Annotated in this window: 21 protein-coding genes and 1 pseudogene; 17 read left to right on the forward strand and 5 right to left on the reverse strand. The window is 73.8% G+C overall.

The features are described 5' to 3' along the window. Positions 1-253 precede the first annotated feature (253 nt). The 10 genes and pseudogenes from ACGFWJ_RS19125 to ACGFWJ_RS19170 all read left to right on the forward strand — a co-directional run. Positions 254-1,741: pseudogene (locus ACGFWJ_RS19125) on the forward strand (putative bifunctional diguanylate cyclase/phosphodiesterase); the annotation flags it as partial. Positions 1,742-1,962: 221 nt separating this feature from the next. After that, complete coding sequence (gene gatC, locus ACGFWJ_RS19130) at positions 1,963-2,259, forward strand: Asp-tRNA(Asn)/Glu-tRNA(Gln) amidotransferase subunit GatC (RefSeq protein WP_035866399.1); 297 nt, start codon at positions 1,963-1,965, stop codon at positions 2,257-2,259. 5 nt (positions 2,260-2,264) lie between these two features. Continuing rightward, complete coding sequence (gatA, locus tag ACGFWJ_RS19135) at positions 2,265-3,758, forward strand: Asp-tRNA(Asn)/Glu-tRNA(Gln) amidotransferase subunit GatA (RefSeq protein ID WP_387637059.1); 1,494 nt, start codon at positions 2,265-2,267, stop codon at positions 3,756-3,758. Continuing rightward, entirely contained in the window at positions 3,755-3,994 is a 240-nt protein-coding gene (locus ACGFWJ_RS19140; protein WP_387637056.1) for a hypothetical protein, read from the forward strand. Before gatA ends, ACGFWJ_RS19140 begins: the two co-directional genes overlap by 4 nt. Before the next feature lie 27 nt (positions 3,995-4,021). Continuing rightward, a complete protein-coding gene (gene gatB / locus ACGFWJ_RS19145; RefSeq protein ID WP_387637053.1) occupies positions 4,022-5,521 on the forward strand; it encodes an Asp-tRNA(Asn)/Glu-tRNA(Gln) amidotransferase subunit GatB in 1,500 nt (499 codons plus the stop codon). A gap of 169 nt (positions 5,522-5,690) precedes the next feature. Next, entirely contained in the window at positions 5,691-5,996 is a 306-nt protein-coding gene (locus ACGFWJ_RS19150; protein WP_387637050.1) for a DUF6059 family protein, read from the forward strand. Positions 5,997-6,118: 122 nt separating this feature from the next. Beyond that, the gene (locus ACGFWJ_RS19155; RefSeq protein ID WP_392950871.1) at positions 6,119-7,825 is read left to right on the forward strand and encodes a fatty acyl-AMP ligase; all 1,707 of its coding nucleotides are present in this window, start codon (positions 6,119-6,121) and stop codon (positions 7,823-7,825) included. Further along, positions 7,822-9,573 (forward strand): acyl-CoA dehydrogenase, encoded by a 1,752-nt coding sequence (locus ACGFWJ_RS19160; protein WP_392950874.1) that lies wholly within the window; start codon positions 7,822-7,824, stop codon positions 9,571-9,573. Before ACGFWJ_RS19155 ends, ACGFWJ_RS19160 begins: the two co-directional genes overlap by 4 nt. Continuing rightward, a complete protein-coding gene (locus ACGFWJ_RS19165) occupies positions 9,570-10,415 on the forward strand; it encodes a 4'-phosphopantetheinyl transferase family protein (protein WP_387637042.1) in 846 nt (281 codons plus the stop codon). The genes ACGFWJ_RS19160 and ACGFWJ_RS19165 overlap by 4 nt, the downstream gene beginning before the upstream one ends. Before the next feature lie 109 nt (positions 10,416-10,524). Further along, the gene (locus ACGFWJ_RS19170; RefSeq protein WP_387637039.1) at positions 10,525-11,130 is read left to right on the forward strand and encodes a DNA-binding response regulator; all 606 of its coding nucleotides are present in this window, start codon (positions 10,525-10,527) and stop codon (positions 11,128-11,130) included. 22 nt (positions 11,131-11,152) lie between these two features. Here ACGFWJ_RS19170 and ACGFWJ_RS19175 read toward each other — a convergent pair whose 3' ends face one another. From ACGFWJ_RS19175 to ACGFWJ_RS19190, 4 genes are all read right to left on the reverse strand, one after another. Then, a complete protein-coding gene (locus ACGFWJ_RS19175) occupies positions 11,153-12,376 on the reverse strand; it encodes a sensor histidine kinase (protein ID WP_387866164.1) in 1,224 nt (407 codons plus the stop codon). Positions 12,377-12,439: 63 nt separating this feature from the next. Beyond that, positions 12,440-13,900: a SagB family peptide dehydrogenase gene (locus ACGFWJ_RS19180; RefSeq protein ID WP_392950878.1), complete on the reverse strand. Its 1,461-nt coding sequence runs from the start codon at positions 13,898-13,900 to the stop codon at positions 12,440-12,442. A 30-nt stretch (positions 13,901-13,930) separates the two neighbouring features. After that, positions 13,931-16,207 carry a TOMM precursor leader peptide-binding protein gene (locus ACGFWJ_RS19185; protein WP_392950881.1) on the reverse strand — a complete coding sequence of 759 codons (2,277 nt, stop codon included), beginning with the start codon at positions 16,205-16,207 and terminating at the stop codon, positions 13,931-13,933. Beyond that, positions 16,204-16,374 (reverse strand): hypothetical protein, encoded by a 171-nt coding sequence (locus ACGFWJ_RS19190; protein ID WP_387637028.1) that lies wholly within the window; start codon positions 16,372-16,374, stop codon positions 16,204-16,206. The genes ACGFWJ_RS19185 and ACGFWJ_RS19190 overlap by 4 nt, the downstream gene beginning before the upstream one ends. A 279-nt stretch (positions 16,375-16,653) precedes the next feature. Here ACGFWJ_RS19190 and ACGFWJ_RS19195 point away from each other — a divergent pair, with 279 nt between their 5' ends. From ACGFWJ_RS19195 to ACGFWJ_RS19220, 6 genes are all read left to right on the forward strand, one after another. Continuing rightward, positions 16,654-17,472, forward strand: coding sequence for a BTAD domain-containing putative transcriptional regulator (locus ACGFWJ_RS19195; protein ID WP_387637026.1), 819 nt, complete (start codon positions 16,654-16,656; stop codon positions 17,470-17,472). Between the two features lie 127 nt (positions 17,473-17,599). Further along, on the forward strand, positions 17,600-18,370 hold the full coding sequence (locus ACGFWJ_RS19200; RefSeq protein WP_387638824.1) for a cyclase family protein: 771 nt from the start codon (positions 17,600-17,602) through the stop codon (positions 18,368-18,370). After that, entirely contained in the window at positions 18,367-19,128 is a 762-nt protein-coding gene (locus tag ACGFWJ_RS19205) for a thioesterase II family protein (RefSeq protein ID WP_387637024.1), read from the forward strand. The genes ACGFWJ_RS19200 and ACGFWJ_RS19205 overlap by 4 nt, the downstream gene beginning before the upstream one ends. 183 nt (positions 19,129-19,311) lie before the next feature. Further along, positions 19,312-20,580 (forward strand): beta-ketoacyl-[acyl-carrier-protein] synthase family protein, encoded by a 1,269-nt coding sequence (locus tag ACGFWJ_RS19210; RefSeq protein ID WP_387637022.1) that lies wholly within the window; start codon positions 19,312-19,314, stop codon positions 20,578-20,580. Then, entirely contained in the window at positions 20,577-21,815 is a 1,239-nt protein-coding gene (locus tag ACGFWJ_RS19215) for a ketosynthase chain-length factor (RefSeq protein WP_392950885.1), read from the forward strand. Before ACGFWJ_RS19210 ends, ACGFWJ_RS19215 begins: the two co-directional genes overlap by 4 nt. Before the next feature lie 60 nt (positions 21,816-21,875). Then, positions 21,876-22,145, forward strand: a complete 270-nt coding sequence (locus tag ACGFWJ_RS19220; RefSeq protein WP_387637018.1) for an acyl carrier protein — start codon at positions 21,876-21,878, stop codon at positions 22,143-22,145. Between the two features lie 734 nt (positions 22,146-22,879). On the opposite strand, the gene ACGFWJ_RS19225 is transcribed toward ACGFWJ_RS19220, so the two are convergent. Beyond that, positions 22,880-23,320, reverse strand: coding sequence for a nuclear transport factor 2 family protein (locus tag ACGFWJ_RS19225; protein ID WP_392950887.1), 441 nt, complete (start codon positions 23,318-23,320; stop codon positions 22,880-22,882). 169 nt (positions 23,321-23,489) lie between these two features. Between ACGFWJ_RS19225 and ACGFWJ_RS19230 the strand changes: the two genes are divergently transcribed. Next, positions 23,490-24,272, forward strand: coding sequence for an SDR family NAD(P)-dependent oxidoreductase (locus tag ACGFWJ_RS19230; protein WP_387637014.1), 783 nt, complete (start codon positions 23,490-23,492; stop codon positions 24,270-24,272). Positions 24,273-24,280 lie beyond the last annotated feature (8 nt).

A 24,280-nucleotide genomic window follows, 5' to 3' on the forward strand; every position in this document is an offset into this window, starting at 1 on the left:
CGGAAAGTGCGCCCGTACGGCGGACCCCGGCTTACCCTGGGCGCTACGAACTGTCAGCAGGAGTGTGTGGCACCGGTTCTGCCGGAGCCCCGGGGACACGCCCTCGTCTGACGTCCACCGGCATCCCGAGGAGGGGGTGCCTCACCGTGAGGCGGCCCAGCGGGGGCGGGCCCGACGGAGGACTGGGCTTATGGATCGTACGACCGGCGGCGCGCCCACACGCCCGCCGCAGGGGATGGCGGGGGCGGTGCTGCTGCTCGGCGTCCTGCTGGCCGGGGCCGCGCCGCTGATCCCGCTGGCCGTCCTGGTGTACCGCTACGAACCCGAACTGCTCCCGCTGTTCGCGGTTCCGCTGGCCGTACTGGTCGCCGCCTGGCGGATCGCCCGGGACCGGGCCAGGGACCAGCTCACCGACCCGCTGACCGACCTGCCCAACCGGCAGGCCCTGCTGATCGCCACCCAGGAGGCGCTGGCCGCGCACGAGGGCGAGGACGGCTACAGCGTCGGCCTGATCCTGCTCGACCTGGACCGCTTCCGGTCGCTGAACGACGCGCTCGGGCATACCGCCGGCGACCGGCTGCTGGTGCACATCGCCCGCCGCCTGCACCGGGCGCTGCGCTCCGGCCCCAGCTTCGCGCCGGGCCCGGACACCGCCGTGCTGCCCCCGCAGGTGCGCCGCCGCAGCGAACGCCCGGTGGTGGCCCGGATGGGCGGCGACGAGTTCGCGGTGCTGCTCCCCGGCGTCGGCAGTCCCGAACTGCTGGAGCGGATCGCGAAGGGGCTGATCACCGAACTCGCCGCACCGATCCGGCTGGACGGGCTGCTGCTGGTGCTGGAGGCCAGTGCCGGGGTCTGTGTGCACCCGACGCACGCCCAGGACGCAGAATCGCTTCTGCGGCGCGCCGACGTGGCGATGGGCCACGCCCAGCACAGCCGCAGCGGCGTCGAACTGTACGACGAGGCACGGGACTTGGAGACCCCGTACCGGATCGGCCTGCTCGGCGACCTGCGGCGGGCGCTGGAGATGAACGAGGTCGCCCTGCACTACCAGCCGAAGGTCGCCTTCGACGGCCGGGTGGTCGGCCTGGAGGCGCTGGTGCGCTGGGAGCGGCCCGGGCAGGGCCGGGTGCCCCCCGACGAGTTCATCAGCCTCGCCGAGTCCTCCGGCCTGATGCCCCGGCTCACCGACTACGTGCTGGAGAGCGCCGTCGGGCAGATCGCCCGCTGGCGCCACCAGGGCCTGATGGTGCCGGTCGCCGTCAACGTCTCGCCGCGCGACGTCCTCAATCCGGGTTTCGCCGCCCGGGTCGCCGGACACCTCACCCGGCACCAGGTCCCCGCCGAGGCGCTCCAACTGGAGATCACCGAACGGCTGCTGCTCGACGACAGCCGGCGGGCCGCCGACACTCTGGCCGAACTGCGCCGCTACGGCGTGCGGATGTCGCTGGACGACTTCGGCACCGGGCACTCCTCACTGGTGCGGCTGCGCAGCCTCCCGGTCGGCGAACTGAAGATCGACCGCTCGTTCGTCTCCCGGATGGTCGCCGACGACCACGACGCGGCGGTGGTCCGCTGCTCCGTCGAACTCGCCCACTCGCTGGGCCTGACGGTGGTCGCCGAGGGCGTCGAGGACGACGAGACCTGGGAGCGCTTGCACGACCTCGGGGTGGACGCCGTGCAGGGGTGGCTGGTGTCGGCCGCGCTGCCGGTCGACCAGGCGACGGCGTGGCTGCAGGTGCGGCGGACGGGGGCGGTTTCCTCGCTGCCGCGATAGTCGTTCGTTCGCGAGGTCCGTCCGGGGAGGGAGTTCTGCCCCCGGGCGGACCTTGCTGTTGGTCCCCTTCCGCCTCGCGCAGTTCCCCGCGCCCCTGAAGGGGCACATAGGATGGCCCTCAAGACCAAAAAGGACGGGTGTGCCCAGGGCCGCCCGGTCTACCGGAACTCACCCTTGAGGATCGCTGCATGCCTGGCATCACGCGCGAGGAGGTCGCCCACCTCGCCCGGCTGTCGCGTCTGGAGTTGCAGGCGGAGGAGTTGGACCACTTCGCCGAGCAGCTCGACGTGATCATCGGCGCGGTCGCCCGCGTTTCCGAGGTCGCGGGGCAGGACGTCCCGCCGACCTCCCACCCGCTCCCGCTGAGCAACGTCATGCGGGCGGACGAGGTGCGACAGTCGCTGACCCCGGAGCAGGCGCTGTCCGGCGCCCCGGCGAGTGAGGACCAGCGTTTCCGCGTGCCGCAGATCCTCGGGGAGGACTGACCGAGATGACCGACCTGATCAAGTACACGGCGGCCGAGACGGCCTCCGCGATCGCCAAGGGCGAGGTGTCGGCCGTCGAGGTCGCGCAGGCCCACCTGGACCGCATCAACGCCGTCGACAAGAAGGTCAACGCCTTCCTGCACGTCGACAACGAGGGCGCGCTGGCCGCCGCCCGCAAGGTCGACGACAAGCGGGCCAAGGGCGAGCAGCTCAGCCCGCTGGCCGGTGTGCCGCTGGCGCTGAAGGACGTCTTCACCACCAAGGGCATCCCGACCACCTGCGGTTCGAAGATGCTCGAGGGCTGGATCCCGCCCTACGACGCCACGCTGACGCGGCGTCTGAAGGACGCGGACGTCGTCATCCTCGGCAAGACCAACATGGACGAGTTCGCGATGGGCTCCTCCACCGAGAACTCGGCGTACGGCCCGACCGGCAACCCGTGGGACCTGACCCGGATCCCCGGCGGCTCCGGCGGCGGCTCCGCGGCGGCGCTCGCCGCGTTCGAGGCGCCGCTGGCGATCGGCACCGACACCGGCGGCTCGATCCGCCAGCCCGGCGCCGTCACCGGCACCGTCGGCGTCAAGCCGACCTACGGCGCGGTGTCCCGCTACGGCCTGGTCGCCTTCTCGTCCTCGCTGGACCAGGGCGGCCCGTGCGCCCGCACCGTGCTGGACGCGGCGCTGCTGCACGAGGCGATCGCCGGCCACGACCCGCTGGACTCCACCTCGATCGACGCGCCGGTGCCGGCCGTCGTCGAGGCCGCGAAGATGCGTGACATCCGCGGCATGCGGATCGGCATCGTCAAGGAGTTCGCCGGCGAGGGCTACCAGCCCGGCGTCATGCAGCGCTTCAACGAGTCGGTGGAGCTGCTGCGCGAGCTGGGCGCCGAGGTCGTCGAGGTGTCCTGCCCGTCGTTCACGCTGGCGCTGCCCGCGTACTACCTGATCGCCCCGTCCGAGTGCTCCTCGAACCTGGCCCGGTTCGACGCGATGCGCTACGGCCTGCGGGTCGGTGACGACGGCAACCGCTCCGCCGAGCAGGTCACCGCGCTGACCCGTGAGGCCGGCTTCGGTGACGAGGTCAAGCGCCGCATCATCCTCGGCACCTACGCGCTGTCCTCCGGCTACTACGACGCCTACTACGGCTCGGCGCAGAAGGTCCGGACGCTGATCTCCCGGGACTTCGACGCCGCGTTCGCCGGTGTGGACGTGCTGATCTCCCCGACCACGCCGACCACCGCGTTCCCGATCGGCGAGCGGGCGGACGACCCGATGGCGATGTACCTCGCCGACCTGTGCACCATCCCCTCGAACCTGGCGGGCAACGCGGCCATGTCGCTGCCCTGCGGGCTCGCCCCGGAGGACAATCTCCCGGTCGGCCTGCAGATCATCGCCCCCGCGATGGCGGACGACCGCCTCTACCGCGTGGGCGGCGCCGTCGAGGCCGCGCTCAACGACAAGTGGGGTCACACCCTGCTGGAGGAGGCACCGGCACTATGAGCAAGATCGAGAAGGCCAAGGGCTGGAAGCACTCGAAGCCCGGCCTGTGGCTGTCCATCGGCGGAAGCGCGTTCGGGGCGATCTCCATCGTCAAGGACATCCGCCACGCCCGTGAGGACAACGACACCCTCAAGCTGATCAACGCCGTGGTCGGGGCCGCCGCCCTGATCACCGGCACCGCGCTCCTCGTCCGCGAGCTCAAGCGTCTCGGCGACGACGACGTCCTGCTCGGCTGAACCTCCCATGACTGAAGAAGGGACGCTGTGAGCGTCATGAGCCTGGTCTCCTACGAGGAGGCACTCGCCTCGTACGACCCGGTGATGGGCCTTGAGGTCCACGTCGAGCTGGGTACCAAGACCAAGATGTTCTGCGGCTGCTCCACCGAGCTGGGCGCGGAACCGAACTCGCAGACCTGCCCGACCTGCCTCGGCCTGCCCGGCTCGCTGCCGGTGGTCAACGCGGTCGGTGTGGAGTCGGCGATCCGGATCGGTCTCGCGCTGAACTGCGAGATCGCGGAGTGGTGCCGGTTCGCCCGGAAGAACTACTTCTACCCGGACATGCCGAAGAACTTCCAGACCAGCCAGTACGACGAGCCGATCGCCTTCAACGGCTACCTCGACGTGCAGCTGGAGGACGGCGAGGTCTTCCGCGTGGAGATCGAGCGCGCCCACATGGAGGAGGACACCGGCAAGTCCACCCACGTCGGTGGCGCGACCGGCCGCATCCACGGCGCCGAGTACTCGCTGCTCGACTACAACCGGGCCGGCATCCCGCTGATCGAGATCGTCACCAAGCCGATCGAGGGCGCGGGCCACCGGGCCCCCGAGGTCGCGAAGGCGTACGTCGCCGAGCTGCGCGAGCTGATCAAGGCGCTGGGCGTCTCCGAGGCCCGGATGGACAAGGGCCAGATGCGCTGCGACGTCAACCTGTCGCTGCGCCCCAACGGCACCGAGAAGTTCGGCACCCGCAGCGAGACCAAGAACGTCAACTCGCTGCGCAGCGTGGAGCGGGCCGCCCGGTTCGAGATCATGCGCCACGCCACCGTGCTGACCGACGGCGGGACGATCGTCCAGGAGACCCGGCACTTCCACGAGGAGGACGGCTCCACCACGGCCGGCCGGATCAAGGACAACGCCGAGGACTACCGGTACTTCCCGGAGCCCGACCTGGTCCCCGTCGCCCCGGCCCGCGAGTGGGTCGAGGAGCTGCGGGCCGAACTGCCCGAGCTGCCGCGGGTCCGCCGGGCCCGGCTGCAGGCCGAGTGGGGTCTGAACGACCAGGACATGCAGTCGGTGCTGAACGCCGGCGCGGTCGAGCCGATCACCGAGACCATCGCGGCCGGCGCCCCCGCCGACCAGGCCCGCAAGTGGTGGATGGGCGAGCTGGCGCGGCGCGCCAACGAGACCGGCACCGAGCTGTCCGAGCAGCCGATCACCCCGGCGCAGGTGGCCCGGGTCTGCGCGCTGGTCGCCGAGGGCAAGCTGAACGACAAGCTGGCCCGCCAGGTCATCGAGGGCGTCCTCGCCGGCGAGGGCGAGCCGGACCAGGTCGTCGAGAAGCGCGGCCTGGCCGTGGTCTCCGACGACTCGGCGCTCGGCGCGGCCGTCGACCAGGCGATCGCCGACAACCCCGACGTCGCCGCGAAGATCCGCGACGGCAAGGTGCAGGCGGTCGGCGCGCTGGTCGGCGCCGTCATGAAGGCCACCCGCGGGCAGGCCGACGCGGCGAAGGTCAAGGACCTGATCCTGGAGAAGCTGGCCTGAGGCTGCTGCTCCGTACGGTGCCCGTCCCCGAACCGGGGGCGGGCATCGTCGTTTTCCGGCACCGTCGTTTTTCGGCACGGTTCGTTCTCCGGCGCGGTTCGAGCGGCGCTCCAGCCGTCGGCCGGATCCTGCCCACCGCGATACGCCGGAGACGAAGCGAGGTGGAGCAATGGCCGGGGTGACCCGCTCGGGACGGAGGCTGCTGGGGGCGGCCGTGAGACGGCTGCTGTGGGGACTGTCGCTGCTCGGCGACATGTATCTCTGTACGGCGGCGTCCCGGTACGAGGCAATGCTGCTGGGGCGGCCGGTGGAGCGGCCGTGGCCGCTGGAGCCGCCGATCACGCTGCTGCCGCCGCCGCCCGGGCACCCCGAGCAGCTGATCCCGGACGTTCCGCTGAGCGCGGTCGAACTCGAGCTGCGGTCCGAACTGCTGCACCTGAGGCGGCTGCTGCCCGGTGACGGGGTGCGGCGATGACCGTGCGGGAGCGGCCGAGCCGGAGGAGAGCGGGCTTCAAGAGGCGGTTGAGCGGCCCACCGGAGACTGGACGCAGCGCCGCCCGACGAGCGGGCCGGGCGCGGAACCTCCGGAGGTGCGGAATGCGGGAGCCGGCGACTCTGACCGAGGCCCTGGCCGAGCGGTTCGCCCGTGCGGCCGCCGACCCTGCGGTCCTCGAACCGGGCGATCCACACGATCCCGCTCCCGGTGCGCGCGCCGCGAGCTACGGCGAACTCGACCGTCGGGCCCGCGAGTTGGGCCAGTGGCTGACGGAACGCCAGGTGGCCGGCCGGCCGGTGCTGGTGGCGCTGGAGACCGGCGTCGACCTCGCCGTCGCGGTGGTGGCCTGCCTGTACGCGGGCGCCGTCGCGGTGCCCGTCCCGCCGCCGTCGACGTCCGCGGCCGCCGCCGAGCGGACCACCGCGATCGCCCGGGAGACCGGCGCGGCCGTGGTGCTCACCGTCGCCCGGCACGCCGCGGACGTCTCGCGCCGGCTGTCCGACGCGGGGCGCGGCGCGGTGCTCTGCCTGGCCGTCGACACGGCGCTGCCGGCGGCGGACGGGTGGCAGCCGGCCCGGCTCGGCCCGGAGGCGGTCGCGCTGATCCAGTACACCTCCGGCACCACCGCCGCCCCGCGCGGCGTCCAGGTCACCCACGCCAACCTGCTGGCCACCATGCGGGAGATCCAGCAGGCGCTCGGCACCCACGCCGGTTCGCGGATCGGCGGCTGGCTGCCCTGCTACCACGACCTGGGCCTGATCGGGCAGTTGCTGCACCCGCTGTGGCTGGGCGCGACCGCCGTGCTGATGCCGCCCCGGCTGTTCCTGGGCCGTCCGGCGCGCTGGCTGGAGGCGATCGACCGGTACGGCGTGACGGTGGCCGCGGCCCCCGACTCGGCGTACGCCCGGTGCGCCGCCGAGGTCACCGACGCGGAACTCGCCGGGCTCGACCTGTCGCGCTGGGAGACCGCCGTGAACGCCGCCGAGCCGGTGTCCGCCGCCACCGTGGAGGCGTTCGCCGGGCGGTTCGCCGCGGCCGGGCTGCGGCCCGGGGCGATGGTCGCCGGGTACGGGCTGGCCGAGGCCACCCTGCTGGTCAGCACCACCGGCGGCGGCCCGGTCGCGGTCCGGACCGGGCTGCCGGTGGGCGCGGGCGACGGCCGGCGGGTGGTCAGCTGCGGCCGTCCGCGCGGTGGCGAGGTGCGGATCGTCGACCCGGCTTCCCGGGCCGAGTTGCCCGACGGCGCCGAGGGCGAGGTGTGGGTGCGCGGGGCGGCCGTCGCCGCCGGCTACTGGCAGCGGCCGCTGGAGACCGCCGAGGTGTTCGGCGCCGTCACCGCCGACGGCGCCCGCGGCTTCCTGCGCACCGGTGACCTCGGCGTCCTCAGCGACGGCGAGCTGTACCTGACCGGACGGCTCAAGGACACCGTGGTGGTGGCCGGGCAGAGCGTCCACCCCCAGGAGATGGAACGCCGCCTGATCGACTGCGGCGAACGCCTGGCCTCCGCCGTGGTGTTCGGCGCCGACCAGCCCGACCGGCTGGTCGTCGTCCAGGAGGTCCGGCACCCCGGCCGCGACCAGGCCGCGCTGGCGGCGCTGGCCGCGCGGGTGCGCGGCTGCCTGGCCGACGAGTTCGGCGCCCGGCCGGCCGGCGTGCTGCTGGTCCGCCCCGGCTCGGTGCGTCGCACCACCAGCGGCAAGGTCCGGCGCTCGACGATGCGGCAACTGTTCCTGCGCGGAGACCTGCGACCGGTGTACGCCGAACTCGACGAGACGCTGCCCGCGCCGCCCCGGGAGGTGGTCCGGTGAACGTGATCGAGCAGCAGGACGAGTGGGCCGAACTCGCCGTCGCCGCGGGCCCGGTGGGCGTCACCGAGCAACGGGTCCGGGAGCGCGTCGCGGAGTGGGAGCGGCGGCTCGGGGATCCCGACGACCCGGAGAATCCGGCCGGGTTCCGGGCGCTGCTGGCCGCCGACGAGCGGGCCGAGCCCGCCGAGGGTGCGGTGGCCGTGCTGCACGAGGGCGGGTTCGGGGCCGAGCTGGTGCCGGTGGAGCTCGGCGGGCGCTTCGAGCGGGCCGACGTGCTGGCGCGGGTGCTGCGGCCGGTGTTCCGGCGGGACGTCTCGCTGGGATTCGGGCACGGGATCACCTCGCTGTTCGCCGCCGCCCCGGTGTGGGCGGCCGGCAGCCCGGGGCAGCGGCGCCGGCTGGCCCGGCTGCTGCTGGACGGGCGGCCGGTGGCGATCGCGCACCACTCGCTGGCGCACGGCAACGCGATGTGGCAGGGGGAGTTCAGGGCCGTCGCGGACGGCGACGGGTACCTGCTGCGCGGGCGCAAGGACGTGGTGATCAACGCCGACCGGGCCGGTGCGGTGGTGGTGTACGCCCGCACCGGGCAGCAGGGCGGCAGTCACTCGGTGCTGCTGGTGGACCCGGCGGAGGCCGGCGGCGCGCTGACGGTGCTGCCGCGGCGGATCAGTACGGGCCTGCGCGGCTGCCGGTTCGCGGGGCTGGAGTTCACCGACCTCCCGGTGCCCGAGGACGCGCGGGTCGGACCGGACGGCGAAGGCGTCCGGCTGGCGCTGCGCACCTTCCAGCTGAACCGGACGCTGATCCCGGCCGTGGTGGTCGCCGCCGCCGACACGGTGTTGCGGGCCGCCGCCCGGGCGGCCAGCGGGCCGCGCCACCGGGCGCTGCTGGCAGGGGTGTTCGCCGATCTGCTGGTGTGCGACGCGATGGCCACCGCCGTGCTGCGGGCCCTGCACCTGCTGCCGGACAGCGCCCACCTGGGGGCGGCGGCCGTGAAGTACCTGGTACCCGACCTGTTGCAGGAGGACGTGGAGGAGCTGTCCACGGTGCTCGGCGCGGCCGGGTACGACCGGGCGGGCGGGCCCGGCAGCCTGCAGAAGCTGCTGCGGGACCTGCCGGCGGCCAGCCTCGGGCACGTCGGGACGGCCGCCTGCCAGGCCGTGCTGATCCCGCAACTGCCGCTGCTGGCCCGGGAGTCCTGGCTGCGGGCGGACGAGCCGCCGGCCGCGCTGTACGCCTGGGAGGAGCCGCTGCCGCCGCTCGACCTGGGCGGGCTCGGGGTGGCCGGCGGCACCGACTTCCTGGCGGCCACGCTGACGGGCGCGGCGGCCCGGCTGCGCGCCCGCCCGCCCGCGGGGCCGGACGGGGCGGCCCTGGCCGAACTGGCCGGGGTGCTGGCCGAGGAGCTGTCGGCGGTGCGGGAGCGGGCGCTGGCGCTGCCCGCGGACAGCGCCGCCGCCCTGGCCAGCCCGTCCTGGTGCGCGCTGGTGGAGCGGTACGCGCTGCTGGCGGCGGCGGGGGCGGCGCTCGGCGGCTGGGAGGCCCGGCGGGGCGGGGGCGGTTTCCCGGCCGACCCGGCGTGGCCGGCGCTGGCGCTGTCCCGGCTGGCCCGCCGGCTCGGCCTGCCGGTGCCGCCGCCGTCCGCGGACTGCGTGCGGCGGGTGCACGACGAGGTGCTGGAACGGGTGGCCGGCGGGCGCTCCCTGGACCTGTACGACACGCCGCCGGCCGGAGGAGGGGCGAAGTGACGAGCTATCAGGAGGCGGTGAACGCGCCACTGCTGATGCCCGGGCCGGGCGCCAAGTGGCTGCAGGTGCGGCAGGCGATGGCCTGGCACGGGCACGCGGTGGTGTACGCCTACACCGAGCAGTGGCAGGACGCGGTGCTGGCCGAGCCGGACCTGCGGCAGTTCCTCGGCAACCGCGACTGGCAGCGGCTCAGTTCACTGGAGCAGGTCCGCACCCGGGAGCGGTTCGCGGCGTCCCGGCTGCTCGTCAGGTACGCGGCGGGGGCCGCGTTGCAGGTGCCGCCGGACGCGGTGGAGCTGGGCTACAAGCCCGGCGGCCGGCCGTACCTGCGGGGCTGCGACCAGATCGACGTCAGCATCAGCCACACCCGGGACCTGATCGTGGTGGGGCTGAGCCGGCGCGGCCGGATCGGGGTGGACACCGAACTGGCCGACCGCAAGGTCCGCTACCAGGACATGCGGCGCCTGCTGTGCACGCCCGCCGAGCGGGGCTGGCTGGGCGGGCTGCCGGCGCGGCGGCAGGAGAAGCAGCTGCTGCGGCTGTGGACGCTGAAGGAGGCGTACACGAAGGCGCTCGGGCAGGGCATGCGGCTGGGCTTCACCGAGTTCGGGTTCGCCGAGTTCGGTTCCGGCCCGGGGACGGCCCTGCACACCCCGGACGGTGCGGCGGCCGGGTTCGGCGAGTGGACGTTCGGTACGTATGCCCTCAAACGCGGCTACCTGGTGAGCATCGCCTGTCACGACGCCGGGCATCAGGCGGTGGCGGACACCGCGGTCTCCACCATGCTCGACGGCGGTTTCCTCGCGGAGGTGGTGAACCTGTTGAAGGCCGGTGCCCGGTAGCCGCGGACCCTGGAAATCCGTTTGTCCCAGAAGATCACAAGCTGCGCTGAGATCGTTATTGTTCAGCCTGATCGTGTGTCAAGTCTGTGGAAATAACGGGGGCAAGCCAATGATTCGCGTGCTGTTGGCGGAGGACATGCAGGTGCTGCGCAGAGCCCTGGTCGCGCTACTACAGCTGGAACCCGACCTGGACGTGGTGGCGGAGACCGGGTCCGGAGCGGAGGTGGTGGCCAGGGCGAAGGAGAGCGCGCCGGACGTCGCCGTGCTCGACATCGACCTGCCGGGAATGGACGGCATCACCGCGGCCGGAGAACTGGCCAGGGAGGTGCCGGCCTGCCGGACGCTGATCCTCACCAGTCTCGGCCGGCCCGGCAATCTGCGCCGGGCCATGGCCGCGCACGTCGCCGGGTTCCTGCTGAAGGACATCGAACCGGGCCAACTGGCCGCCGCCATCCGGACGGTGGCGGCCGGCGGGCGGGCGATCGACCCGGCGCTGGCGGTCGCCGCGCTCGACTCCGAGCCCTCGCCGCTCACCTGCCGCGAACTGGAGGTGCTCCGGCTCGCCGCGGACGGCATGGAGGCCGGGCAGATCGCCGCCCGGCTGTTCCTGTCCGCCGGGACCGTCCGCAACTATCTGACCACCGTGGTCGGCAAGTTGAACGCCCGCAACCGGGTGGACGCGATCCGGATCGCCCGGGACGCCGGCTGGCTCTGACGGTTCGCCGGAACGCGCCCGCTCAGGCCGCCTGGGCGGGCGCGTTCCGGCGGCCGGTGCCGCCGGAGCCCGACAGCGCCAGCGTCGCCGCGTCCAGGTCGATCGCGGCCTCCACCACGAACCAGCCGGTGCCGTGCGGGCCCGCGGTCAGCGTGCCGCCGAGCTCGCGCGCCCGGGTGGTGAGGTTGCCGATGCCGCTGCCGCCGCCGGTGTCCCGCACCAGCGGCGGCTGCCCGGGCACGGTGCGCCCGACGCCGTCGTTGGCCAGCCGGAACCGGACGATCCGGCCCTCGCGGACCGCCGAGATCTCGCACTGCTCGACCTTGCTGTGCCGCAGCATGTTGGTCAGCCCCTCGCGCAGCACCGTCGCCAGCACCGTCTCCACCTGCTGCGGCAGCAGCCCGAAGTCCAACCGGGCGGTGCAGCGCACCCCGAGCGTGGCCAGCATCGCCTTGGCGCTCTCCACCTCCGCGCTGAGCGACATCTCCCGGTAGCCGCGGGCCACCGCCCGGACGTCCGAGAGGGCTTGACGGGCCGTCTGCAGAATTTCCGTCAACTCCTGCTGTGCCAGCTCGTGCTGGCCGGGCACCAGCCGGTACGCGAGTTCACACTTGAGGGTGATCGCGGAGAGGCTGTAGCCGAGCAGGTCGTGCAGGTCGCGGGCGAACCGCAGACGCTCCTGCGCCACCGCCAGGTTGGCGAGTTCGGCGCGCGAGCGGTGCACCTCGATCACCAGGTCGGTCAGCCGGGACAGCCCGAAGATCACCAGGCCGTTGGTGACCGTGGCGACCGAGATGTAGAAGGTCTCACCGACCGGGTCGCCCATCAGCAGCATCAGCACGTTGCTGCCCACCACCACGCCGACGAACCCGGGCCAGGCCACCACCGGCCGCAACAGCAGCAGCATCGATCCGGCTAGGAAGCTCGGGATGCCGATCCACAGCGGGCCCAGCCAGCAGAACGGCACGTAGGTGATCACCGCCTGCACGGCCAGCGTCACCGGCCAGCGCCTGGCCAGCGAGGGGACCAACCGCGGGAAGGAATGCACCAGTTGGATGCCCAGCAGCAGCGCCAGCAGGACCAGCGTGCCGGACAGCAGCAGGCCGCTGGGGTGCAGTGCGAGGACGTAACTGGTCGCCACTCCGGTGTAGCCGAGGAACACCAGGGCGGTGATCGTCACCGCGGCCTTCGGTGCCAGCTGGTTGCCGCCCGGGTCGGGTTTCGGCCATGAAGCCTCATCGTTCACGATTTCCCCCTCGGACTCGTACGTTTCCCGCTTGCCGCTGCTCCCGGATCGTACGGGACATGACTAGCCCAGGTCTGCTGCCGGCGGGCTCGTACCGACCACGAACTCTCCGACGCTCGACTCGACGGCCCAGTCCAGTCCGAAGGCGCGGGCCGCGGTGTCCGAGTTGCCGGAGGCGAGCGCGCACGGGGCCAGGCCCATCGCGGTCGACACCAGGTAGAGGTTCTGCATCAGCACGCCGACGTCCTTCATCAGGCTGGTGTAGGCGATGCCGCTGAAGGCCTGGGTGGCGCGCCGGAAGCGGGCGGTGATCACCAGCAGCAGCGGCGGCGGCCCGTCGGCGGACAGCGTGGCCTGGGCGGCCTCCCGCAGCTCGGCGGTCTCGGCGGCGGGCGCGTCCAGCGGCTCCAGCAGGTGGCCGAGCGGGTCGTAGTGGTAGACGCCGGGCGGCAGTTCGGTGTCCGGGCCGGCCACCAGGTACAGCTCCAGGGCGTACACCGAGCCCATGCTCGGGTACGGCCGCCCGTCCCGGTCGGCGCCCTCGCGGATCCGGCAGGCCCGGAACAGCAGTTCGCCGATCTGACGGATGCTCAGCGGTGCCGGGCCGTACCGGCGCAGCGAGCGGCGGCGTTCCAGCACCGAGCTGAACGGCTCGTCGGAGGTGCGCAGTTCGCCGAGGTCGGGGCGGGGCAGCGGGACGGCGGTGCGGGCGCCGAGCGGCTTGACGGCCGGCTCGGCGGGCATCCGGCCCAGGTGGGCGAAGGTCGCGCCGAACGGGCCGTCGCTGCGGCCGAGCCGGCTGCGGGCGTGCACCATCATGTCGTCGGCGGACCAGCCGGCCAGCGTCGGGTCGTCGTCCTCGGCGTACCGGGGCGCGTCGGCGCCGACGGCGGGGTGCTCGGCGGCGACCACGATCCGGGAGGCCAGCAGGTAGCCGATCGCGGCCTCGGTCACCTCCTGGTCGAGCTGCAGGCCCACCGGCCGGTCGCCGCCGGACAGCAGGCCCAGCAGCTGCACCATCTCGGGGCGGTGCAGCTGCACCCGGTGGTGGGCGAGCGGCGACTCCATGCGCAGCCCGCCCTCGGCCCAGCGCAGCACCGCGAACCGGGACAGCCGGCACGGCCGGTCCCCGGGCACCGGCTGCGGGACGAACCAGGTGTCGCGGGCCAGCGGGACGACGCTCAGCAGCGGGGTGCCGCCGAGCGCCAGGGTGCGCACCAGGCAGTGGCGGATCCGGCGCAGCCCGCGCAGCAGCGCGGCCACCTCGGGGGAGTGGGCCTCGGGCCGGTCGAGGTCCTCCAGGCCGGGGAAGCCCGGCAGCACGTTGCTCAGCGACACCGGGCCGAGCGTCATCCGCTCCAGCGCGGTCCGCAGCACCGGGTCGGGGTTCTCGAAGTGCACCGGCCCCCAGCGGGTCTGGACGGTCACGGGGCCGTCCGGCCCGTCGTCCGGGTCGACCAGGGTGTCCTCGCGCAGCGACCACAGCTCGTTGAGCTGCGGGGCGGCCAGGCATTCGATACGCATCAGTCATCCAGCACGGTGAGCGGGGGCTGTTCAGACGAACAGCGGTACGGGGTTGAGCAGGTGGTACGGGGTGGGCGCGGTGAGGCGGCCCAGTCGCACCGGCACGTCGAACAGGCGGCCGGGGGCGAACCGGTTCCAGTGCGGGCGCAGGCCCGGCACCACGACCTTGGCGACCGGCAGGCCGGCCTCCGGGCGGGTCTGGTCGAGCACCAGCAGCTCCAGGCCGGCCCGGCGGACCAGCTGCTCGGCGGCCGTGACGTCGTCGCGCAGGTCGTCGTGCGGGCCGAGGGCGGCGGGGGCCGGGCGGCCGGCCGGGCGGGCCGGGTCGGGCAGCAGGTACGGGAGTTCGGCGACCTTCGCGGTGCGCATCCAGTCCATCGCCTGCGGGTCGGTGAAGCCGTAGCCGGTGCCGTCGGCGCGGGCGTCCACCACGTTCGGCAGCAGCTGGTTGACCTCGGCGATGGCGCGGCGCAGGGCGATCGCCGGGTCCAGGTGGGCGCCGAAGCCGGGCATGATGTCCTCGGCCGGCTTGTCGGTGCGGCGGGAGAACGCCGCGACCACCGGGATGCCCAGGTCGGAGGTCAGCTCGATCGCCCACACCTCGCGGTGCAGCGAGGCGTGCAGGTCGCGCAGCTGGGCGACCCACGGGTCGGGGCAGGCGTCCAGGTCGATGCCGGGCTGCGCGGTGCGGTTGTACCACCACAGCGCGATGGCGTCGCGTTCCACCAGTTCCAGGAAGCCCTGCAGGACGGCGTCCTCCAGGGTGCCGCCGGCCGCCGCGCCGTTGGAGTTGGCCAGGCAGTAGCGGCGGCCGCGCTGCTGCGGGGCGTTGTAGTAGAGGAGTGCGGCGGGCATCAGCTTCTGCCGCTGCTCGGTCAGCGACCACACCGGCAGCCAGTCGATCGGGTCGTTCTCGTCGAACGGGTCGGCGATCTGGTGGAAGGCGCCCGCCCGGGCGTTCCACTCCTCGCGGCCGGCGAACTGCCGCGGGTCGAACAGCTGGACGGTGTCGGGGTGGACGGCGTCCGCCGCCAGCTCCCGGTAGCGGCCGCGGACGATCGGCTCGCCGCCCTGCAGGTGGCCGGAGTGCCGCTCCAGCGACTCGGCGAGCGCGCCGACCTCGGCCTGCAGGGCGGTCTGGCCCTTGCCGGAGGCGTTGGCGCGCAGCCCGGCGCGGACCGAGGCCAGGCCGGCGGCGCCGCCCACCGGGTTCAGCCCGGCGTGGAAGCAGTTCAGCTCGGCGGGACCGCGCGGGTCGCGGCGGATCTCCTTGACCAGGCCGGTCAGCGGATCGACGTGGTGGCCGTAGCGCTCCATCATCTGTTCCAGCGTCAGCGCCCGGTGCCCGCCGCCGTCGGTCTGCGCCTTGGGCCGCGAACGCAGCACCACGGGTGCGTTGATGCGTGCGGCGACCAGTCCGGGGTCGCCGCACTGCGGGCACTCCGGGCGGCGGGTGACGGGGTGCCGGCGGCCGTCCAGGGTGAGCGAGTCCAGCGTCCACAGCTGCCGCTGGCCCGGGTGCCGGTGGCCGGCCAGCCACTTGGTGGCCTCCAGCGCGGCCAGTTGCAGCGCCGCGGTGCGGGCCGCGGGCAGCGAGCAGGCGCGGCGCGGGGCCGGGCCGGTGCGCTCAAGGGTGCGCTGGACGTGCGCCTCGACCTGCCGGCCGCACCACAGCCGGTCGGCCAGGCAGCTCCAGCACGCCCCGTCGGGCCCGAAGAACGGGCCGATCCAGGACTCCACGCCGTTCGCCCGGACCGGCAGCCAGGGCCGGCCGGCGGCCCGGTGCGCGGCGTCGATCGCGCCGAGCGCCGGGTCCAGGTAGTCCTCGCAGAGCACCACCGTCAGGTCGGCGCGGGGGCCGTCGGTGACGGTGTGCAGGCCCACCGCGTCCAGCGCGCCGCGCAGCTCGGGCCGGTCGGCGCCGTCCGGGCCGATCGCCCGTACGGTGGCCGCGCCGAGCCGCTCGCCCGCCGCGAGTTCGTCCTGCCCGGCGGCCGACCAGTAGCCGTGCTGGGCGGTGGCCGGCCCCGCCGGGCGTTCGGACACCAGCCCGGCCCCGCGCAGTTTGGCGACCAGCGCGGCGGTCTGCTCCGCGCCGAGCTGACCGGCGGTCTCCCGCTGGAGGTCGTGCAGACTCCTCGTCCCGTCCAACAGCGGTGCCAGCCGGGCGATCTGCGCTCCGTGCAGCGCGGTGACCTGCTGGTCCGAGATCAGGTAGACCGCCTCGCCGGGAACCTGCTGCACGCTCAGGTGCGGCCGGAAGGCGAGGAACGGGCCGGGGCCGGCCGGGTCGAGGAGGTCGCTCACGCCAGGCGTCCGGAGGTGGCCTCGGCCGGGGCGGTCAGGTAGGCGTCGGCGGCGCGGCAGAAGCAGAAGATGCCGGGGCCGGTCGGCCGGGCGGCGGAGGAGTGCTGGCTCAGATCCTCGATGAAGAGGTCGTCGTCCTGACCGATGACACTGGCGTGGGGGCCCATGGTCTCTCCCGTGGTCGAGTTCGAGTCGCTGTTCGCTCGATGTGACCAGAAGTCTCCTGGCGGCGGCCCGATGGCAGCCAGTGCCAGCCTCACGAGCCGGATGTGAAGGATTCACGTTCGCCGGGTGCCGAAACGCATGCCCCGCTCGGGAGCCTGGCACTGGCCGCCGCGGAGCCGGCCGAGGGAGCCTGATGACGGCAGCGGAACCGCTCCGGTCCCGCATCCCCCACGGCGCGTCCCGGCAGTCGCCGGACGGGCCCATCCACGGGAGGAACCCTCATGGACATCAGAGTGCTCGGCCCGCTGAGCGCCGAGACGCGGCGCAGCTCCATCGTGCCGAGCGCCGGCAAGCCCCGGCAGATCCTCGCGCTGCTCGCGCTGTACGCCAACCAGGTCGTCCCGGTGCCGACCCTGCTGGAGGAGCTGTGGGGCATGGACGCCCCGCGCAGCGCCCTCACCACCCTCCAGACGTACATCCTCCACCTGCGCCGGCTGCTCGGTCAGGCGCTCGGCCCGGACGCCCCCTGCGGGGCCAAGGACATCCTGGTCACCCGGCACGGCGGCTACCTGCTGGAGGTCCAGCCCGGCGCCGTCGACGTGCACGAGTACGACCGGCTCGCCGAACTCGGCCGGGACACCACCGACGCCGGCGACGACGAGACCGCCGCCGAGATCTACCGCGAGGCGCTGGCGCTGTGGCGCGGCCCCGCACTGGTGGACGTCAAGGTCGGGCCGATCCTGGACATCGAACTGGCCCGGCTGGAGGAGAGCCGGCTGCGGGTGCTGGAGCGCCGCATCGAGGCCGACCTGCGGCTCGACCGGCACGCCGACCTGGTCGCCGAACTCACCGGACTGACGGTCCGTCACCCCCTGCACGAGGGGCTGCACGCCCAGGCCATGGTCGCGCTGTACCGGTCCGGCCGGCAGTGGCAGGCGCTGGAGGTCTACCAGGGGCTGCGGGGGCGCCTGGTGGAGGAACTCGGCCTGGAACCGTCGCCGCGGGTGCGCAAGCTCCAGCAGGCGATGCTGGCCGCCGACCCCGCCCTCGACGGACGGTCCGGCCGCCGCACCCCGGTCCTCGACCTGTTCGCCGCCTGACGGCCCGGCGGCCCCAGCGCCGCCCTGCCCCGCCTCGAACGAGGTTCGAGGCGGCGACCGCACAGTGCTCCCACGCGTTCCGCCGCCCACCTGGCGCGGAACCCCGCACCCGACCGTGGGGGAGAACTTGCGGATCATCGACCTGTCGTCACCGGTGGACGCGGCCGGCTGGGAGCCGGACCCGATCGTCCACGAGATCATGACGCCCGCCGAGGGCGCCCGTCACATGGCCGACGAGATGCGCCTGCACTTCGGCCTCGACTTCGACCCGGCCGACCTGCCCGGCGGTGAGCTGCTGTCCCTGGACACACTCACCCTCACCAGCCACACCGGCACCCACGTCGACGCGCCGTCGCACTACGGCTCGGTCGGCGACTACGGGACGCCCCGCCACATCGACGCCATGCCGTTGGACTGGTTCCTGCGGCCGGCCCTGGTGCTAGACGTCTCCGACGTCGGGATCGGGGTGATCGGCGTCGAACGGATCGAGAAGGCCTTCGCCGAACTCGGCCACCGGCCCGCGCCGATGGACATCGTGCTGCTGTACACCGGCGCCTCGAGGCACGCCGGTACCCCGCGGTACTTCACCGATTTCGCCGGACTCGACGGCCCGGCCACCGACCACCTGCTCGACCTCGGGGTCCGGGTGATCGGCACCGACGCCTGGAGCCTGGACGCCCCGTTCGGGCACATGATCCGCAGCTACCAGGAGACCGGCGACAAGTCCGTACTGTGGCCCGCCCACTTCGCCGGGCGGCGCCGCGAGTACTGCCAGGTCGAACGGCTCACCAACCTGGACCAGCTGCCCGGACACGGCTTCACCGTCTCCTGCTTCCCGGTCAAGATCGCCGGCGCCGGAGCGGGCTGGACCCGCGCCGTCGCCCTGGTCGAGGAGTGAGCGGCACCCCGCCACCCCGGCTGATCTGCTTCCACCACGCCGGGGCCGGGATCTCCGCCTTCGCCCGCTGGCAGTCCGTCATCGGCCCCTCCGCCGACGTGGTGCCGCTGCTGCTGCCCGGGCGCGGCCCGCGGATCAGGGAACGGCGGATCACCGACCCCGACCGGCTGATCGCCGAACTCGACTCCCTGATCGAACCGTTGCTCGACCGCCCGTTCGCCCTCTACGGCCACAGCCTGGGCGGACTGGTCGCACACGCCTGGGCCGCCGCCCGCCAGCGCTCCGGCGGCCCGCAACCCGAACTGGTCGCGCTCGGCGCCGTCCTGCCCCCGCACCTGCGCTCGCCGGTGCTCGCCGCCGCCGCCCTGCCCGACCCCGAACTGCTGCGCCGGCTGGTCGGATACGGAGTACTGCCGCCCGGCGCCGTCGAGGAGGACGAGGCGACCGGACTGTGGCGGCGCCGGGTGCTGCCCGCGCTCCGCGACGACCTGTACCTGGGCCGGGCGATCTGCGAACGCGGCGGCGAGCCGCTGCACACCCGGGTGCTGGCGGTGGCCGGCGAGGGCGACCCGATCGCCCCGCTGTCCGGGGTCTCGCAGTGGGCCCGGTACGCGCCGGGCGGCTTCGAGCTGCGCACCGTCCCCGGCGGCCACTTCTTCGTCCGGGAACGGGCCGCGCCGCGGCTGCTCGCCGAGCAACTCGACGGCCCGCGGGCCGGGTCGCGAGCGCTGCCCCGCCCGGCGTCGAGCGCGGCTTGAGGACGCCGCCGCAGGCTACCGGCGAACGCGGCGCGACCGCGGACGGCGACGCAGGCGCGGCGCGACCGCGGACGGCGACGCAGGCCACCGGCGAACGCGGCGCGACCGCGGAACCACGAGCGGCGAAACCGCAGAACCACAAGAGGAAGGAACGGCGTTGAACAGGACTAAGGGGAGGCGGCCATGAGCCGGCGAGTGGTCATCACCGGGATCGGCGTGGTCGCCCCCGGCGGGGTCGGCAGCAAGGAATTCTGGTCGCTGCTCACCGACGGCCGGACCGCGACCAGGGCGATCTCGCTCTTCGACGCCTCTTCGTTCCGCTCGCGGATCGCCGCCGAGGCCGACTTCGACCCGGTCGCCGCCGGGCTGAGCCCGCAGGAGATCCGCCGAATGGACCGGGCGGCCCAGTTCGCCGTGGTCAGCGCCCGCGAAGCGGTCGCCGACAGCGGACTCGACCTGGCCGCGCTCGACCCGTTCCGCACCGGCGTCACCGTCGGCAGCGCGGTCGGCGCCACCATGGGCCTGGACACCGAGTACAACGTGGTCAGCGACGGCGGCCGCGGCTGGCTGGTCGACCACCGCTACGCCGTCCCGCACCTGTTCGACTACTTCGTGCCCAGCTCGTTCGCCGCCGAGGTCGCCTGGAGCGTCGGCGCGCAGGGCCCCGCCGGAGTCGTCTCCACCGGCTGCACCTCCGGCCTGGACGCCGTCGGCCACGCCGTCGAACTCATCCGCGAAGGCAGCGCCGACGTGATGATCGCCGGCGCCACCGAGGCCCCCATCTCGCCGATCTCGGTCGCCTGCTTCGACGCCATCAAGGCCACCTCCCCGCGCAACGACGACCCCGAGCACGCCTCCCGGCCGTTCGACCGCACCCGCAACGGCTTCGTGCTCGGCGAAGGCTCCGCGATCTTCGTCCTGGAGGAACTCGGCGCCGCCCGCCGCCGCGGCGCCCACATCTACGCCGAGATCGCCGGATTCGCCACCCGCTCCAACGCGTACCACATGACCGGACTGCGGCCCGACGGCAAGGAGATGGCCGAGTCCATCCGGGTCGCCCTCGACGAGGCCCGGCTGCCCGGCACCGCCGTCGACTACATCAACGCGCACGGCTCCGGCACCAAGCAGAACGACCGCCACGAGACCGCCGCGTTCAAGCGCAGCCTCGGCGACCACGCGTACGCCACCCCCGTCAGCTCCATCAAGTCGATGATCGGTCACTCGCTGGGCGCCATCGGCTCGCTGGAGATCGCCGCCAGCGCCCTCGCCATCGAACACGGCGTCGTGCCCCCCACCGCCAACCTGCACGAACCCGACCCCGAGTGCGACCTCGACTACACCCCCCTCACCGCCCGCGAGCGGAAGATCGACACCGTGCTGAGCGTCGGCAGCGGCTTCGGCGGCTTCCAGAGCGCCATGGTGCTCACCCGACCCGAGCGGAGGACCGCATGAGCAGCGACCTGCTGGAACGTACTGGGACTGCCACCGCCGTGTTCACCGGCATCGGCGTGGCCGCCCCCAACGGCCTCGGCACCGACGCCTGGTGGCAGGCCACCCTCGAAGGCCGCAGCGGCATCCGCCCCGTCCAGCGGTTCGACGCCGCCCAGTACCCGGCCACCCTGGCCGGCGAAGTCCCCGGCTTCGCAGCCGCCGAACACATCCCCGGCCGGTTGCTCCCGCAGACCGACCACATGACCCGGCTCGCCCTGGTCGCCGCCCAGGAAGCCATCGGCCACGCCGGCCTCGACCTCGAACAACTCCCCGAATACGCCGCGGGCGTGGTCACCGCCGCCTCCGCCGGCGGCTTCGAATTCGGCCAGCGCGAACTGGAAGCGCTGTGGAGCAGAGGCGGCAAGCACGTCAGCGCGTACCAGTCCTTCGCCTGGTTCTACGCCGTCAACACCGGCCAGATCTCCATCCGGCACGGACTGCGCGGCCCCAGCGGCGTCCTGGTCAGCGAGCAGGCCGGCGGCATCGACGCCGTCGCCCAGGCCCGCCGCCAGCTCCGCAAGGGCAGCCGGGTCATCGTCACCGGCGGCGTCGACGGCTCCATCTGCCCCTGGGGCTGGGCCGCGCAACTCGCCGGCGGCCGGCTCTCCACCGCGACCGACCCCGCCCGCGCCTACCTGCCGTTCTCGCCCGACGCGGCCGGATACGTGGCCGGGGAGGGCGGGGCGATCCTGATCCTCGAGAACGCCGAATCGGCGCGGGAACGCGGCGCCACCGTCTACGGGCAACTCGCCGGATACGCCGCGACCTTCGACCCGCGGCCCCGCAGCGGGCTCGAACCCGGGCTGCGACGCACGATTCTGCTTGCGCTTGCCGAGGCCGGGGTGACCCCCGACCAGGTGGACGTGGTGTTCGCCGACGCCGCCGGCACGACCGAACCCGACCGGCAGGAGGCCGACGCGCTGCGCGCCGTCTTCGGGCCGCGCGGCGTCCCCGTCACCGCCCCCAAGACCATGACCGGACGCCTCTACGCCGGCGGCGGCTCGCTCGACCTGGCCGCCGCGCTGCTCACCCTCCGGGACCAGGTCATCCCACCCACCGTCAACGTCGAACACGTCGCGGACGGCCTCGACCTCGACCTCGTCCTCGGCACGGCCCGACCCGCGACGGTCCGCACCGCCCTCGTCCTCGCCCGCGGCGCCGGCGGCTTCAACTCCGCCGTCGTCGTGACCGCCTGAACCTCCCCCACATCCCACGCCCCACACCCCGCACCGCACACCAGAAAGGCACCACCAGCCATGGCCGAGATGACCCTGACCGAACTCACCGCCCTGCTCCGCGAATGCGCCGGCGAGGACGAGAGCGTCGACCTCGACGGCGACGTCCTCGACACCCCGCTCGACGACCTCGGCTACGACTCGCTGGCGGTCCTCCAGACCACCGGCCGGATCGAGCGCGAGTACAACATCGAACTCGCCGAGGAGACCGTCGCCGAGGCCCACACGCCGCGCCTGCTGCTCCAGTTCATCAACGCCGGCCTCACCGAGAACGCGGCCGTCGCCGCCTGACACCCACCACCGCGAGGGCCTGCGCCCGGCGGAAGGGGCCCCCTCCCCCTCCGCCGGGCGCAGGCCCTCGCGCCCCTTCGCCGTGCGGGGCCGGGGACACGAGTGCGCTCCGCGCGGGGGCTGTGGGTGACGAGGGGCTTTGCGCTCCGCGCGGTGACTCGCGTCTGGCGACGATCTCGCGCTGCGCGGCGGCTTGGGTCCGGCGGCGGTTCGCGCTGCGCGCGGGGGCTGCGCCGCACCGGGGTGTCGGGCTGCGCCCCTGCGGCGCCGTCGCTCCGCGCGGCCTCACGGTGTGCCCCGGCCAGCGCCTGACCGTAGTCGCCGGCTTCGCGCGGGACGTTGCGCTTCGCGCAGTGACTTGCGTCTGGCGACGATCTCGCGCTGCGCGGCGGCTTGGGTCCGGCGGCTGTTTGCGCTGCGCGCGGGGGCTGCGCCGCACCGGAGTGTCGGGCTGCGCCCCTGCGGGGCCTTCGCTCCGCGCGGCCTCACGGCGTGCCCCGGCCCGCGCCTGACCGCAGTCGCCGGCTTCGCGCGGGACGTTGCGCTGCGCGCGGTGATTCGCGTCTGGCGACGGTCTGCGCTGCGCGCGGCGGCTTGGGCCTGGGGCGGTTCTCGCTCGATGCCCCTTGCGCTTCCAGCCCGGCGCGGGCATCGCGCTTCGCGCGGGTCGCGGGCGTGGCTGTGCCCGCCGGCCGGGGGAGGGGGCGGGCGGGCACAGCGGGGGTGGGGTGGGGTCAGAGGTCGTCGCGGGTGACCTGGCGGTGCTGGACGAGCCAGTGGCCGGATTCGCGGACGAGGAGGTCCTCGCAGAGGGTGCTGACGCGGATGGCGGCCTGGCCGCCCTTGGGGGTTTCGATGACGACGGCGTAGCTGCGGACGGCGGCGGTGTTCTCGTCGCGGGGTTCGACGGTGACCATGCCGAGCCAGTGGCGTCGCTGGATGCCCTTGGCGGCGTACGCGTCGGTCGCGGCCTGGGCGGCGGCGGTGATGGCGGCGCGGCCGGCGGCGGGTTCGGGGTGGGCGTTGGCGGCGAAGACGCCGTCCTCGGTGAAGGTGGCGGCCCATTCGGCGACCCGGCCGCTGTCGAGCAGCTGCATCTGGGACGCGAGGAACTGCTGGACCTGGAAGTACAGCTCGGCGGTGGCGGTGGCGGGCACCTGCTCCGTCGCGGTCATGGGGGAAGTCCTTTCCTGGCCGGTGCGGTCTGTCGCAGCGTCGCCGTCCGGGGTCGTGGGGGCCTCGAACGGAACTGGAGCCGGGGGGTCCGAGCGCGGCTCGATCAGGTGTCGAGACGGCGTCGGCACGCTGTTCGCCGTTGACGAGCGAAGCGAGAGGAGTGCGCCGATGAGCGGCGAGCAGCGGGTGGCTCTGGTGACGGGTGCGACCAGCGGTATCGGTCTGGCGGTGGCCCGCGGTCTGGCGGCGAGCGGTCTGGCGGTGTTCATCTGCGCGCGCAGCGCGGACGCGGTCGAGCTGACCGTGAAGGAGCTGCGGGCGGAGGGCCTGGAGGTGGCCGGCGCGACTGCCGACATCCGTAAGCCCGAGCAGGTGAAGGCGCTGGTGGACGCGGCGCTGGAGCAGTACGGCCGGATCGACGTGCTGGTGAACAACGCCGGGCGCAGCGGCGGCGGGGTGACCGCGCAGATCGCCGACGAGCTCTGGTACGACGTGATCGACACCAACCTGAACAGCGTGTTCCTGACCACCCGTGAGGTGCTGAACCGGGGTGGTCTGCAGGAGCGCGGCTGGGGCCGGGTGATCAACATCGCGTCGACCGGCGGCAAGCAGGGCGTGGTGCTGGGTGCCCCGTACTCGGCGTCGAAGCACGCGGTGGTGGGTTTCACCAAGGCGCTGGGCCTGGAGCTGGCGAAGACCGGTGTCACGGTCAACGCGGTGTGCCCGGGTTATGTGGAGACGCCGATGGCGCAGCGGGTCCGGCAGGGGTACGCGGCCGCGTACGACGCCACCGAGGAGCAGATCCTGGAGCGCTTCCAGGCGAAGATCCCGCTCGGCCGCTACTCGTCGCCGGAGGAGGTGGCCGGCCTGGTCGGCTACCTGGCGACCGACACCGCCGCTTCGATCACCGCGCAGGCGCTGAACGTCTGCGGCGGTCTGGGCAACTACTGAGCCGGTCA

Origin of the sequence: Kitasatospora sp. NPDC048407 (genome assembly GCF_043200475.1) — a bacterium.
Lineage (GTDB): Bacteria > Actinomycetota > Actinomycetes > Streptomycetales > Streptomycetaceae > Kitasatospora.

Bases quoted from the DNA above. Each gene is read 5' to 3' on its own strand.
- ACGFWJ_RS19140 (WP_387637056.1), top strand. From the start codon at position 3,755: ATGAGCAAGATCGAGAAGGCCAAGGGCTGGAAGCACTCGAAGCCCGGC.
- ACGFWJ_RS19210 (WP_387637022.1), top strand. From the start codon at position 19,312: ATGAGCCGGCGAGTGGTCATCACCGGGATCGGCGTGGTCGCCCCCGGC.
- ACGFWJ_RS19220 (WP_387637018.1), top strand. From the start codon at position 21,876: ATGGCCGAGATGACCCTGACCGAACTCACCGCCCTGCTCCGCGAATGC.
- ACGFWJ_RS19195 (WP_387637026.1), top strand. From the start codon at position 16,654: ATGGACATCAGAGTGCTCGGCCCGCTGAGCGCCGAGACGCGGCGCAGC.
- ACGFWJ_RS19215 (WP_392950885.1), top strand. From the start codon at position 20,577: ATGAGCAGCGACCTGCTGGAACGTACTGGGACTGCCACCGCCGTGTTC.
- ACGFWJ_RS19180 (WP_392950878.1), bottom strand. From the start codon at position 13,900: ATGCGTATCGAATGCCTGGCCGCCCCGCAGCTCAACGAGCTGTGGTCG.
- ACGFWJ_RS19225 (WP_392950887.1), bottom strand. From the start codon at position 23,320: ATGACCGCGACGGAGCAGGTGCCCGCCACCGCCACCGCCGAGCTGTAC.
- gatC (WP_035866399.1), top strand. From the start codon at position 1,963: ATGCCTGGCATCACGCGCGAGGAGGTCGCCCACCTCGCCCGGCTGTCG.
- ACGFWJ_RS19155 (WP_392950871.1), top strand. From the start codon at position 6,119: ATGCGGGAGCCGGCGACTCTGACCGAGGCCCTGGCCGAGCGGTTCGCC.
- ACGFWJ_RS19230 (WP_387637014.1), top strand. From the start codon at position 23,490: ATGAGCGGCGAGCAGCGGGTGGCTCTGGTGACGGGTGCGACCAGCGGT.
- ACGFWJ_RS19170 (WP_387637039.1), top strand. From the start codon at position 10,525: ATGATTCGCGTGCTGTTGGCGGAGGACATGCAGGTGCTGCGCAGAGCC.
- ACGFWJ_RS19150 (WP_387637050.1), top strand. From the start codon at position 5,691: ATGGCCGGGGTGACCCGCTCGGGACGGAGGCTGCTGGGGGCGGCCGTG.
- ACGFWJ_RS19190 (WP_387637028.1), bottom strand. From the start codon at position 16,374: ATGGGCCCCCACGCCAGTGTCATCGGTCAGGACGACGACCTCTTCATC.
- gatA (WP_387637059.1), top strand. From the start codon at position 2,265: ATGACCGACCTGATCAAGTACACGGCGGCCGAGACGGCCTCCGCGATC.